Raw genomic sequence first — 11,919 nt, 5'->3', positions numbered from 1 at the left:
GCTTGCCGCATGAACGCCGGGCGCGGAGCCCGGCGTTCCCCCTCTACCCAAGCGCGGCAAGCGGCATAGACTTGCGCCCACCGGCACTCGCCGGTCCATTCCAGGAGGGTACCCGCATGTTCTTGCGTTTCAGCCTGACCGCCGCCAGCCTCGCCCTGGCCCTCGCCGTTTCCGCCACCGCTTTCGCCGCCCCGCAGGCCAAGAAGGAACTGACCCCGCAGCAGCAGCGCATGGCCGACTGCAACAAGCAGGCGACCGGCAAGAAGGGCGACGAGCGCAAGGCCTTCATGAGCAGCTGCCTGAAGGGCGAAGCCGCTGCACCGGCGAAGATGACCCAGCAGGAAAAGATGAAGGCCTGCAATGCGGATACGAAAGCCAAGACCCTGAAGGGCGACGACCGCAAAAAGTTCATGAGCTCGTGTCTGAGCGGCGGCGCCGCGGCGAGCCCGTAAAACTCCTGCACCGGTGTATCGCCGCAAGGCGCCGCTTCGAGGAAGCGGCGCCTTTGCTTTTTGGGGGAAACGAATCATTCCCGCTGCGCCATAATCCCCGCATTCCGCCAAGCAGGACGCCCCATGAAGCTCGTCGAAGTCCGCCACCCGCTCATCCAGCACAAGCTCGGCCTGATGCGCCGCGCCGGCATCAGCACCAAGGAATTCCGCGAACTCGCCTCCGAAGTCGCCGCCCTGCTCACCTACGAGGCGACCAAGGACCTGGAGACGGTGGACAAGCACATCGACGGTTGGGCGGGTCCGCTGACTGTGCATCAGATCAAGGGCAAGAAGATCACCATCGTGCCGATCCTGCGCGCGGGCCTTGGCATGCTGCCCGGCGTGCTCGACCTGATCCCCGCGGCGAAGGTGAGCGTGGTCGGCCTGCAGCGCGACGAGGAAACCCTCAAGCCCATCGCCTACTACGAAAAACTGACCGGCCGCATGGACGAACGCATCGCCCTGATCGTCGACCCCATGCTCGCCACCGCCGGCACGCTGGTCGCCACGGTAGACATGCTCAAGGCCGCCGGCTGCAAACGCATCAAAGGCCTGTTCCTGGTCGCGGCACCGGAAGGCCTGAAGCGCATCGAGGCCGCCCACCCCGACATCGAGATCTACACCGCCGCCATCGACGACCACCTCAACGAACACGGCTACATCCTGCCGGGCCTGGGCGATGCGGGCGACAAGATTTTCGGCACCAAGCAGCTGCCAGCGGGTTGAAAGGAAAACCGCGAACGCTTTTGCTCAATAAAAATCTGGGCGAGCCCCGGCCCCTCACCCTGCCCTCTCCCCGGAGGGGAGAGGGGTGTAGTGGTGAGGTAGGCAGGAACGAAGAGCCAAAGCTGGCCTCGTTCCTTGAACGTCCTCTCGGCCACGGCACGTTGAAGTACGCGTTACGTAAACGCACTGTGGTTTCGTGTAGACCCAGGTTAATCAAGTTACCGCAGCCGCCCACCGCTCCTTCTAGTCGCGTCGCGAGCCTTTGACTTGAGGCCATTTCTCTTTGGTTACTTTCTCTTTGGGCCAGCAAAGAGAAAGTGACTCGGGCGCCGGCAGGCGTCCGAAATGCCCGCTGCATAAGCGGCCAAGTCGCGACAACCACACCTAGTCGCTACTGGATCCCGGCCTACGCCGGGATGACGAGCCCCCGGGGCGCCAGCCCCACCCTCCCTACTGAGACCCCCATTAGCAATTCTGTCGCAATAAATTGCTATTTTCCCCGGAAGGATCCATCCGGATCCTTCAACAAGGGAGTGGGTCAATGGAAGCAAAGCACGCCCGGCGCGCCCTATGGGCCGCGTTGCTAGCAATCGCGTCGATCGCCACCGCCCAGGCGGCCGACCTCAGCATCAGCCAGTTCCGCGTCCGCGGCCCCGCTGGCGGCAATGACGAATTCGTCGAACTGTTCAACGCTGGCGCCACCGCGCTGGACGTCTCCGGCTACAAATTCAATGCATCGAACGCGAGCGGCACCACCGGCACGCGCCTGACCTTCCCCAGCGGCACGTCGATCGCGCCGGGCTGCCACCTGCTGCTGACCAACAGCGCGAGCGGCGGCTACTCCGGCAGCGTCGCGGGCGACCTGAAATACAGCACCGGCGTCACCGACGACGGCGGCCTGGCCCTGCTCGACGCCAGCGGCCAGCTGGTCGACCAGGTCGGCCTCTCCGCCGGCTCCGCCTACAAGGCCGGCACGCCGCTGACCTCGCTGGGCAGCACCAATGCGGACAAGGGCTACGGCCGCAAGACCAATGGCGCCGGCCTGCCGCAAAACACCGGCGACAACCAGTCCGACTTCGTGGTGGTCACGCCCACCGCGCCGCACAACGCCGCCAGCGCCTGCGCGGTGATGAACCTGTCGCTGTCGATCGCCGACTCCAGCGCCACCGTGCACGGCGCCGCCAACGTCACCATGCCGTTCACCGTCACGCTCAACCAGCCGGCCCCGGCCGGCGGCGTGAGCGTGCATGCGGCGACCCAGGACGACAGCGCCACCGTCGCCGCCGGCGATTACGAAGCCGTCGACACCACGCTGAACATCGCCGCGGGCCAGACCCAGGCCAGCTTCAACGTGGTGGTGCACGGCCGCAACACCGGCTCGCCGGACAAGGCCTTCCTGGTCAAGCTCGACCAGGTCACCGGCGGCGCCACGCTGGCGCGCGACAGCGCGATCGGCGCGATCCTGTACGACATCCCGGTCGCCGCGGAAATCTGGCAGATCCAGGGCCGCGAGCAGAGCTCGCCGCTGCTGGGCAAGTCGGTGATCACCAGCGGCAACATCGTCACCGCGGTGGGCCCGGCCGGCTTCACCATGCAGACGCCGGACAACCGCGTGGATGCCGATCCGCTCACCTCCAACGGCGTGTACGTGTTCACCTCGTCCAAGCCGGCGGTCGCCGTGGGCGACGTGGTGGACGTGGCCGCCAAGGTCGACAACTACTACCACCTGACGGAACTGAAGAACGCCACCGTCACCGTGACCGCACATGGCGCGCGGCTGCCGAAGGCGGTGATCTTCGGTGCGCGCACGCCGTCGTCCGATCCGAACCAGCTGTCCTGCGGCGCCACCAACTTCCAGTGCTTCGTGGGCATGCGCGTGGTGATCGAGGACGGCATGATCAACACGGGCAACAAGCGCTTCAGCACTGAGCCGTTCGCCGAGGTGAGCATCACCGCCAACGGCAAGCGTTCGCTGCGCCAGCCGGGCGTGCGCTTCGGCGTGCCGGTGCCGGCCGGCGTCAGCCTGCCCAACTGGAGCGGCAATCCGGAAGTGTTCAAGATGAACACCGACGACTTCGGCGCCGTGCCGGTCAACACCCCGTTCGTCGCCGGCACCACCTTCCGTGCCGAGGGCATCATCTCGTACGACTTCGGCGCCTACACCTTCATCCCGATCAGGATCGAAGTGAAGCGCGCCGCGCCGATGCCGCGCCCCGTGCTGCCGAAGCCGCCGTTCGCGCTGCGCATCGGCGCGTTCAACATGGAGCGCTTCTGCGACAGCGAGTTCAACACCACCTTCACCTGCAGCGGCGACAGCAAGGAGCCGACGCCGGACCAGGTGGCGCTGAAGACCCGCCGCCTGTCGGCCTATGTCGGCAGCGTGCTGAAGCTGCCGGACGTGCTGTCCACCGAAGAGGTGAAGAGCCTGGCGGTGCTGCAGGGCCTGGCCAAGCAGCTGGGCGACGACTATCCGGTGAAGTACGACGCCTACCTGCTGCCGGGCCATGACCCCAGCGGCATCAACGTCGGCTTCCTGGTGCGCGCCGACCGCGGCATTCGCGTGCAGTCGGTGCGCCAGCTCGGCGCGGACGAAACCTGGAACGACAACGGCAGCACCGCGTTCGTCCACGACCATCCGCCGCTGCTGCTGACGGCCGAAGTGCGCGGCATGCGCTTCCACGTGATCTCGGCGCACCCGAAGGCCCGCACCAATGTGGACAAGGACAACGCCACCGCCGTGCGCGATCGCCTGAAGCGCTACACGCAGGCGGTATCGCTGGCCAAGCAGGTGCAGGAACTGCAGACCCGCTATCCCTCGCAGCCGCTGCTGGTGGTGGGCGACTTCAACGCCTACCAGTTCAGCGATGGCTGGGTGGACGTGGTCGGCCTGATCTCGGGCAAGTACAAGGACAGCGAGAACCAGCTGAAGCTGGGCCAGAACATCGTGCGCCCGGCGCTGTGGAACGCGGTGGAATCGGTGCCGGAGAACGATCGCTACTCGTTCCTGTTCACCGAGAACTTCGGCGAGATCCAGGGCTATACGCAGGCCGGCAGCGGCAACTCCGGCCGCGAAGTGCCGACCGTGCAGGTGCTCGACCATGCCCTGCTGAACCGCGCCGCGCAGTTCCGCTTCCTGCACATGCAGTACGGCCGCGCCGACCTCGACGCACCCGCGCAGACCGAAGCCGACGCCGCGAACGCCCCGGACTGGACCAAGGCGATCGGCGCCTCGGACCACGACGGCTTCGTGCTCGACCTGTTCGCGCCGGCGATGTTCGATCCGCATGGCGATCACGATCATGGCCACGATGGCCACGATGGCCACGACGGCCACGACGGCCACGGCAAGCAGCACTGAAAATGCAGGTTGGGGTGAGCCACAGGCGAACCCCAGCGATGCGATACGCGTGACGGTGGTCGATGTTGGGGTTCGCTGCGCTCACCCCAACCTATGCCGCCGGCAATAACGGAAAGGCCACGCCCGGCGAAGGGCGTGGCCTTTTTCTTTTGTGGCCGACAGAATGGCCAACCGCACACGTGGCTTCCGCCCTACCTACCGCCGTCATTCCGGCGCAGGCCGGAATCCAGTAGCGACGCGCTCGGGCAAGCGTGAGCGCCCAAAAAGCGCCTTTAAAGTTTCGCGACAATCAAACGGTATCGTTACTGGATTCCGGCCTGCGCCGGAATGACGAGCATTAGTGGCGGAAGCGGTCGGTCGCCTCCAGCAGCTCATGCGCGATCCCCGGCTCCAGCGCCGAATGCCCCGCGTCCGCCACCACGCGCAGGTCCGCTTCCGGCCACGCACGGTGCAGGTCCCAGGCGCTGCGCATCGGGCACACCACGTCGTAGCGGCCCTGCACGATCACCGCGGGAATCTTGCGGATGCGCTCGACGTTGCGCAGCAGCTGGTCGTCGTGCTCGAAGAAACCGCCATGCACGAAGTAATGGCATTCGATGCGCGCGAACGCCAGCGCGAATTCGTCCTCGCCGCTGGATTCGATATGCGCCGGGTCCTGGTACAGATGGCTGGTGGCCGCTTCCCACACCGACCAGGCGCGCGCCGCTTCCACGCGCACCTTCGGATCGGCGCTGGTCAGGCGGCGATGGTAGGCGCTCATCAGGTCGCCGCGCTCGGCTTCGGGAATCGCTTCCAGATAGCTTTCCCAGGCATCCGGGAACAGCGCGTCGCAGCCCTTCTGGTAGAACCACTCCAGCTCCCAGCGCCGCAGCATGAAGATGCCGCGCAGCACCAGCTCGGTGACCTTGTCCGGATGCGTCTGCGCATAGGCCAGCGCCAGCGTCGAACCCCAGGAGCCGCCGAACACCTGCCAGCGATCGATGCCCAGATGCTCGCGTATGCGCTCGATATCGGCCACCAGATGCCAGGTGGTGTTGTCGGTCAGCTCCGCATGCGGCGTGGACTGGCCGCAGCCGCGCTGGTCGAACAGCACGATGCGGTAGGCCTTGGGATCGAAGAAGCGGCGGTAATTGGGATTGATGCCGCCGCCGGGGCCGCCATGCAGGAACACCACCGGCTTGCCGTTCGGGTTGCCGCACTGCTCGTAGTACAGCGTGTGCAGCTCCGACACCTTGAGCATGCCGCTGTCGAACGGCTCGATCTCGGGGTACAGCTGGCGGCGTGGCTGGGTCATGCGGGCATCTCCGGCGATTCAAAGCGCCGAGGATACCGCAAGCCCCTAAAACAGCTTGCCGGGGTTGAGGATGCCGCTCGGATCGAACACCTGCTTCACGCCCCGCATCAGCGCGATTTCCGCCGCGCTGCGCGTGCTCTCCAGATACGCCTTCTTCACCAGGCCGATGCCGTGTTCGGCCGAGATGCTGCCGCCATGGCGCTTGAGCGCTTCGGCCAGCAGCTTGGTCACCTGCTCGCACTGGGCGATGAACTCGGCATCGGCCAGGCCTTCGGGCTTGAGCACATTGATATGCAGGTTGCCGTCGCCGATATGGCCGAACCACACCACCTCGAAGTGCGGATAGGCCTGCCCCAGCAGGGCCTGGATCTCGTCCAGGAAAGCCGGCAGCGCGCCGATGCGCAGGGAGATGTCGTTCTTGTAGGGCTTGTGCGGCGCCAGGCTTTCGGTGATGCCTTCGCGCAGGCGCCACAGCGCGGCGGCCTGGGCCTCGCTCTGCGCGATCGCGCCGTCGGCGATCCAGCCCTCGTTGACGCCGTGCTCGAACGCGGCCAGGGCGGCGTCCTGCGCGGCTTCGTCGGCGGCGTCGAATTCGGTGACCACGTAGAACGGATGCTCGCCGTCGAGCGCGGGCTGCGCGCCGTGCGCCAGCACGTGGCGCAGCGCGACGTCGGTGAAGAATTCGAAAGCCTGCAGCTTCAGCCGCGCGCGGAACAACGCGAACACCTGCATCAGCGCGGCCATGTCCGGCAGCGCCAGCAGCATCACCTGCGAAGGCGGAGGCGGCTCGGCCAGGCGCAGGGTGGCTTCCACCACGATGCCCAGCGTGCCCTCGGAGCCGATGGTGAGATGGCGCAGATCGTAGCCGCTGGAATTCTTGATCAGGCCGCGATTGAGTTCGAGCAGCTCGCCGTTGCCGGCGATCACCTTCAGGCCCGCGATCCATTCGCGCGTATTGCCGTAGCGGATCACCCGGATACCGCCGGCATTGGTGGCGATATTGCCGCCGATGGAGCAGGAGCCGCGCGCGGCGAAGTCGACCGGATAGATCAGCCCGTGCGTGCGTGCGGCGTCGTGCACGGCCTGCAGCGCGATGCCGGCCTGCACGGTGAGAGTGCGGTCGATCGGGTCGAAGCCGAGCACGCGGTTCATGCGCTCCAGGCTCAGCACCAGCTCGCCCTTCGCGGCCACCGCGCCACCGGAAAGGCCAGTGCGCCCGCCCGAGGGCACCAGCGCCACGCCATGCTCGTTGGCCCAGCGCACCACGGCCTGGGCCTCTTCCACCGTGGCCGGCAGGGCGATGGCCAGCGGGGCCGGCGTCCAGCGGCGGGTCCAGTCGCGGCCGTAGTGCTCCAGATCGGCCGGCTCCGTGAGCAGGCGCAATTCGGGCAGGCGGGCGGCCAGGTCGGCGAGAGCGGATGCGGTCATGGCGACTCCGTAAACGAGTCACCCAGCCTGCCAGCCGCAGCCGTTGCGGTCCAGTGCTGCGCTGCCGCATAGTGTGGCTTTGGCGGGAATCGGGAATAGGGAATCGGGAATAGTAAAAGCAGCGCCCTACGAGCTTGTCGCGCCGCGCTTTTACCATTCCCTATTCCCTATTCCCTATTCCCGTACCCCCCATACATGCCCGGCGGCCCATGAAAACCTCGTATCCGAAAGCAGACATCAAGGTCCTCCTGCTCGAAGGCGTCAGCCAGAGCGCCGTGGACGTGTTCCGCCGCGCCGGCTACAGCCAGATCGAATTCCACGAGAAGTCGCTGCCGGAAGCGGAACTGAAAGCGCGCATCGCCGAGGCGCATATCGTCGGCATCCGTTCGCGCAGCCACCTCACCGCCGACGTGCTGGAACAGGCGCGCCGGCTGATCGCGGTGGGCTGCTTCTGCATCGGCACCAACCAGGTGGACCTGGAAACCGCGCGGGTGCAGGGCGTGCCGGTGTTCAACGCACCCTACTCCAATACGCGCAGCGTGGCCGAGCTGGTGATCGCCGAGGCGATCATGCTGTTGCGCGGGATCCCGCAGAAGAATGCGCTGTGCCACCGCGGCGGCTGGACCAAGTCCGCGGCCGGCAGCTTCGAGGCGCGCGACAAGGTGCTGGGCATCGTCGGCTACGGCCATATCGGCACGCAGATCGGCGTGCTGGCCGAATCGCTGGGCATGCGCGTGATCTTCCACGACATCGAGACCAAGCTGTCGCTGGGCAACGCGCGCGCCGCCGGCAGCCTGGACGACCTGCTGGAACGCGCCGACGTGGTGACCCTGCACGTGCCGGAAACGCCGTCGACCAAGCTGATGATCGGCGCCACGGAGCTTGCCAAGATGCGCAAGGGTTCGGTGCTGATCAATGCCTCGCGCGGCACCGTGGTAGACATCGACGCGCTCGCCGCCGCGCTGCGCAGCGGCCATATCGCCGGCGCCGCGGTGGACGTATTCCCGGTGGAACCCAAGGGCAACGACGATCCGTTCGTGTCGCCGCTGGTGGGCATGGACAACGTGATCCTCACCCCGCATATCGGCGGCAGCACGCTGGAGGCGCAGGACAATATCGGCATCGAAGTGGCCAGCAAGCTGGTGCGCTACAGCGACAACGGATCGACCCTGTCGGCGGTGAACTTCCCCGAAGTGACCTTGCCGGAGCACCCGAACAGCCGCCGCCTGCTGCATATCCACCGCAATGTGCCGGGCGTGCTGTCGCGCATCAACGAATTGTTCTCCGCCGGCAACATCAATATCGACGCGCAGTTCCTGCAGACCGATCCGCAGGTGGGCTACGTGGTGATCGACGTGTCGGCCGACGAAGCGCAGGCCGGTGCGCTCAAGGACCGGCTGGCGGAGATTCCGGGCACCTTGCGCAGCCGCGTGCTGTACTGACGCGCGGGCATGTCCCGCTGAACGGAAGACGCGCCGCCTTACGCGTCTTTCACCGCCCGCCGGGTAAACGAAGCGGACCCCGTGGAAGGATGCGCGCGCCATGAGCAAGGTCTTCCTGCCGGACCGGATGATCGAGATCGGCATCGACACGCCCGGTCCGCCGGACGTGCTGCAACCGCGCACCGTGCCCCTGCCCGAACCGACGCGCGACGAAGTGCTGGTGCGGGTGCAGGCGGCGGGCGTGAACCGTCCCGACGTGATCCAGCGCCAGGGCCGCTATCCGATGCCGCCGGGCGCGCATCCCACGCCGGGGTTGGAGATTGCCGGCGAGATCGTGGCGCTGGGCGCCGACGTGCAGGGCTTCGCCCTCGGCGACCGCGTGTGCGGGCTGACCAACGGCGGCGGCTACGCCGAGTACTGCGTGCTGCCGGCGGGACAAGCCCTGCCGATTCCCGACGGCATCGACTCGATCCACGCCGCGGCCATTCCGGAAACCTTCTTCACCGTGTGGGCCAACCTGTTCCGCATCGGCCGCGCGGTGCCGGGCGAGCGGGTGCTGATCCATGGCGGCACCAGCGGCATCGGCACCACCGCGCTGATGCTGTGCCGCGAGTTCGGCATCGTCGCCTTCGCCACCGCCGGCAGCGAGCACAAATGCGCGGTGGTGCGGCATCTGGGCGCCGAGGCGATCAACTATCGCGAAGAGAACTTCGCGCTGGCCGTGCTGAGCAAGACCGACGGGCATGGCGCGGATGTGATCCTGGACATCATGGGCGGCTCGTATTTCGAGCGGAACGTGGCCGCGCTGGCACGCGACGGGCGGCTGGTGGTGATCGGCTTCCTCGGCGGCATCCACGCGGAACAGGTCGACCTGCAGGCGCTGGTGCTCAAGCGTGCCACCGTCACCGGCTCCACCATGCGTGCGCGCAATGGCGCGGAGAAAGCGGAGATCGCCAACGACCTGCGCGCGCATGTGTGGCCGGTGCTGGCCGCCGGCCGCTGCCTGCCGATGGTGCACGAGGTGTTTCCGCTGGTGCGCGCGGAGGATGCGCACCGGCTGATGGAAAGCGGCGAGCACGTCGGCAAGATCGTGCTGAAGGTGGCCTAGTCCAGCATGGCGTGCAGCAGCGCCAGCCAGCCCGCGGGGGCCGCGAACGCCAGGTACAGCGCCAGCCCCTGCCCCGCCATCACGCACGGCAGGCCGATCGCATAAGCCCGATGGATGCGGCCTTCGACGATAAGGTCGCGCAGCAGGCCCAGCCCGATCAGCAGGTCCACCCAGGCGTACCAGGTATTGGCCGGCACCAGGGCGCGCGGGAAACGCGCGAATGCGGCCACGGTCAGCGCGCAGGTGGCGATCAGCATCAGCCGGCGGTGGAACTCCGGTTGCCGCCGCCAGCGCACCGCCAGGCCGAAGGCCAGCGCGAAGGTCAGCATGTCGTTGAAGGAGATGGCCAGAAAGGCGTCGTGCACCGCTCCCTGGCGCGCATGCCACTGGCGCATCGCCAGTGCGGTGGCTAGGCCCAGCACCGGCAGCAGCGTGCCCAGGCCCGCGCCGAACAGGCCCAGCCGCCGGTGCAGGCGTATCGCGTGCCCGCTCACCAGCCCGGCCTGCACCAGAAACAGCAGCACCCAGCCCGCGAACACCAGCACGTGGACGTGCAGGATCCACGGCAGCGGCTGCGCCGGGTGCAGCAGCCGCTCGCTCAGGCCGCGGCCGAAGCCGTAGCCCACCACCAGCAGCACCAGCCAGGCCATGCCGAAGTAGAACCAGCGTTCCAGCGCGCGGCGCAGCCGGTAGAGCTGGCTGTCGCCGAAACCGACGGGTGCATGCGCGGGGATGGGTGCGAGCGTCTTCATGTAGCCTCTCGATGGGCGGGGATTCCCGCACCCTCGCCAGGCGGCGCGTTCGAGTCCTGAAACACGCCTGAAAAAGCCTTGAAGAACTCTGAAAGCGCATGGCGCGGCCGATCGCAAGCGCCTGCCCACCCCAAGGAGAGCGCGATGAAAGCCAGCTGCAGCCATCTCGACGGCATCCGCGACGTCACCCCCAGTGCCGCCGGTTGCGAGGAATGCCTGAAGACCGGCAGCCCGTGGGTCCATCTGCGCATCTGCCGCAGCTGCGGCCACGTGGGCTGCTGCGACGACTCGCCCAACCGGCACGCCACCAAGCATTACCGCGCGACGGGGCATCCCATCATCGAGGGCTACGATCCGCCGGAGGGCTGGGGCTGGTGCTACGTGGATGACGTGATGTTCGATCTCTCGGACCGGAAGACGCCGCATCCGGGGCCGATACCGCGTTTCGTCGACGAATAAAAAAGAAAAGGCGCCCAAGGGCGCCGACATACCCAAAAAGAAAGGCGCCCAAGGGCGCCTTTCGCATCCATCACCGTAATTGGTCGGGGCGGCCGGATTCGAACCGACGACCCTTTGCCCCCCAGGCAAATGCGCTACCAGGCTGCGCTACGCCCCGACGCTACGGCAAGTGGGTAAGTCTAGCAGCTAGGGCAGGACTTGCGAAAGCTTGCAGCCTGCGCGCTCAGCGGCGCAGCAGGCTCAGCACTTCTTCCAGCTCCATGCGCACCTGGCGCACGATCTGATGCGAAATGCTCGACTCCATGCGCGCCTGCGGGCCTTCCAGACGGGCGCGGGCGCCGGTGATGGTGAAGCCTTCGTCGTACAGCAGGGCGCGGATCTGCCGGATCATCAGCACGTCGTGGCGCTGGTAGTAGCGGCGGTTGCCGCGGCGCTTGACCGGGTTGAGCGCGGGGAACTCCTGTTCCCAGTACCGCAGCACATGCGGCTTCACCCCGCACAGCTCGCTGACCTCACCGATGGTGAAGTAGCGCTTGGCCGGGATGGCCGGGAGCTCGGTGTTATTCCCTTGGTCCAGCATAGCTCTCCACTCTCACCTTGAGTTTCTGCCCCGGCCGGAACGTCACCACGCGGCGGGCGGAGATCGGGATCTCCTCGCCGGTCTTGGGGTTGCGTCCCGGGCGCTGGTTCTTCTGCCGCAGGTCGAAATTGCCGAACCCCGACAGCTTCACCTGCTCGCCCTTTTCCAGCGCTTCGCGGACCACCTCGAAATAGGCGTCCACGAATTCTTTCGCCTCACGCTTGTTGAGGCCCACCTCGAGAAAGAGGCGCTCGGCCATCTCCGCCTTGGTCAGCGCCATG

Annotated in this window: 11 protein-coding genes and 1 tRNA gene; 6 read left to right on the top strand and 6 right to left on the bottom strand. The window is 66.9% G+C overall.

The window, feature by feature from the left end; genetic code table 11:
* Positions 1–116 precede the first annotated feature (116 nt).
* The 3 genes from FHW85_RS17225 (at position 117) to FHW85_RS17215 (ending at position 4,575) form a co-directional block, all read left to right on the top strand.
* Entirely contained in the window at positions 117–452 is a 336-nt protein-coding gene (locus FHW85_RS17225; protein WP_168649060.1) for a PsiF family protein, read from the top strand.
* 123 nt (positions 453–575) lie between these two features.
* A complete protein-coding gene (upp, locus tag FHW85_RS17220; RefSeq protein WP_167252186.1) occupies positions 576–1,217 on the top strand; it encodes a uracil phosphoribosyltransferase in 642 nt (213 codons plus the stop codon).
* Between the two features lie 541 nt (positions 1,218–1,758).
* The gene (locus tag FHW85_RS17215; protein ID WP_168649059.1) at positions 1,759–4,575 is read left to right on the top strand and encodes a lamin tail domain-containing protein; all 2,817 of its coding nucleotides are present in this window, start codon (positions 1,759–1,761) and stop codon (positions 4,573–4,575) included.
* Positions 4,576–4,912: 337 nt separating this feature from the next.
* Here FHW85_RS17215 and pip read toward each other — a convergent pair whose 3' ends face one another.
* Both pip and FHW85_RS17205 read right to left on the bottom strand, forming a co-directional pair.
* Positions 4,913–5,869, bottom strand: a complete 957-nt coding sequence (gene pip, locus FHW85_RS17210; RefSeq protein ID WP_168649058.1) for a prolyl aminopeptidase — start codon at positions 5,867–5,869, stop codon at positions 4,913–4,915.
* A gap of 45 nt (positions 5,870–5,914) precedes the next feature.
* Positions 5,915–7,297, bottom strand: a complete 1,383-nt coding sequence (locus FHW85_RS17205; RefSeq protein WP_168649057.1) for an FAD-binding oxidoreductase — start codon at positions 7,295–7,297, stop codon at positions 5,915–5,917.
* 209 nt (positions 7,298–7,506) lie between these two features.
* Here FHW85_RS17205 and serA point away from each other — a divergent pair, with 209 nt between their 5' ends.
* Positions 7,507–8,739, top strand: coding sequence for a phosphoglycerate dehydrogenase (gene serA, locus FHW85_RS17200; protein WP_167252190.1), 1,233 nt, complete (start codon positions 7,507–7,509; stop codon positions 8,737–8,739).
* A gap of 100 nt (positions 8,740–8,839) precedes the next feature.
* Positions 8,840–9,847, top strand: coding sequence for an NAD(P)H-quinone oxidoreductase (locus FHW85_RS17195; protein ID WP_246866803.1), 1,008 nt, complete (start codon positions 8,840–8,842; stop codon positions 9,845–9,847).
* Here the strand turns inward: FHW85_RS17195 and FHW85_RS17190 are convergent.
* Positions 9,844–10,599 carry a hypothetical protein gene (locus FHW85_RS17190; RefSeq protein WP_168649056.1) on the bottom strand — a complete coding sequence of 252 codons (756 nt, stop codon included), beginning with the start codon at positions 10,597–10,599 and terminating at the stop codon, positions 9,844–9,846. The genes FHW85_RS17195 and FHW85_RS17190 overlap by 4 nt on opposite strands.
* Positions 10,600–10,743: 144 nt before the next feature.
* Between FHW85_RS17190 and FHW85_RS17185 the strand changes: the two genes are divergently transcribed.
* Entirely contained in the window at positions 10,744–11,058 is a 315-nt protein-coding gene (locus tag FHW85_RS17185) for a UBP-type zinc finger domain-containing protein (protein ID WP_167252192.1), read from the top strand.
* Between the two features lie 80 nt (positions 11,059–11,138).
* Here FHW85_RS17185 and FHW85_RS17180 read toward each other — a convergent pair.
* The 3 genes from FHW85_RS17180 to ihfA all read right to left on the bottom strand — a co-directional run bounded on the left by FHW85_RS17180 (position 11,139) and on the right by ihfA (position 11,918).
* Positions 11,139–11,215 (bottom strand) — tRNA-Pro (locus FHW85_RS17180).
* Positions 11,216–11,281: 66 nt separating this feature from the next.
* Positions 11,282–11,638, bottom strand: a complete 357-nt coding sequence (locus FHW85_RS17175) for a MerR family transcriptional regulator (RefSeq protein ID WP_026635112.1) — start codon at positions 11,636–11,638, stop codon at positions 11,282–11,284.
* Positions 11,619–11,918 carry an integration host factor subunit alpha gene (gene ihfA, locus FHW85_RS17170; protein WP_026635111.1) on the bottom strand — a complete coding sequence of 100 codons (300 nt, stop codon included), beginning with the start codon at positions 11,916–11,918 and terminating at the stop codon, positions 11,619–11,621. Before ihfA ends, FHW85_RS17175 begins: the two co-directional genes overlap by 20 nt.
* Between the last annotated feature and the right edge of the window lies 1 nt (position 11,919).

The sequence above is a fragment of the Dyella sp. SG609 genome (assembly GCF_012275375.1).
GTDB lineage: Bacteria > Pseudomonadota > Gammaproteobacteria > Xanthomonadales > Rhodanobacteraceae > Dyella_D > Dyella_D marensis.
The sequence above is the reverse complement of the archived record's forward strand: the minus strand, read 5'-3'. Positions and strand labels throughout refer to the sequence as shown.

Excerpts from the sequence above, each read along its gene's own strand:
- FHW85_RS17225 (WP_168649060.1), top strand. The coding sequence starts at position 117 with ATGTTCTTGCGTTTCAGCCTGACCGCCGCCAGCCTCGCCCTGGCCCTC.
- FHW85_RS17195 (WP_246866803.1), top strand. The coding sequence starts at position 8,840 with ATGAGCAAGGTCTTCCTGCCGGACCGGATGATCGAGATCGGCATCGAC.
- upp (WP_167252186.1), top strand. The coding sequence starts at position 576 with ATGAAGCTCGTCGAAGTCCGCCACCCGCTCATCCAGCACAAGCTCGGC.
- FHW85_RS17185 (WP_167252192.1), top strand. The coding sequence starts at position 10,744 with ATGAAAGCCAGCTGCAGCCATCTCGACGGCATCCGCGACGTCACCCCC.
- FHW85_RS17175 (WP_026635112.1), bottom strand. The coding sequence starts at position 11,638 with ATGCTGGACCAAGGGAATAACACCGAGCTCCCGGCCATCCCGGCCAAG.
- ihfA (WP_026635111.1), bottom strand. The coding sequence starts at position 11,918 with ATGGCGCTGACCAAGGCGGAGATGGCCGAGCGCCTCTTTCTCGAGGTG.
- FHW85_RS17205 (WP_168649057.1), bottom strand. The coding sequence starts at position 7,297 with ATGACCGCATCCGCTCTCGCCGACCTGGCCGCCCGCCTGCCCGAATTG.
- FHW85_RS17190 (WP_168649056.1), bottom strand. The coding sequence starts at position 10,599 with ATGAAGACGCTCGCACCCATCCCCGCGCATGCACCCGTCGGTTTCGGC.
- pip (WP_168649058.1), bottom strand. The coding sequence starts at position 5,869 with ATGACCCAGCCACGCCGCCAGCTGTACCCCGAGATCGAGCCGTTCGAC.
- FHW85_RS17215 (WP_168649059.1), top strand. The coding sequence starts at position 1,759 with ATGGAAGCAAAGCACGCCCGGCGCGCCCTATGGGCCGCGTTGCTAGCA.
- serA (WP_167252190.1), top strand. The coding sequence starts at position 7,507 with ATGAAAACCTCGTATCCGAAAGCAGACATCAAGGTCCTCCTGCTCGAA.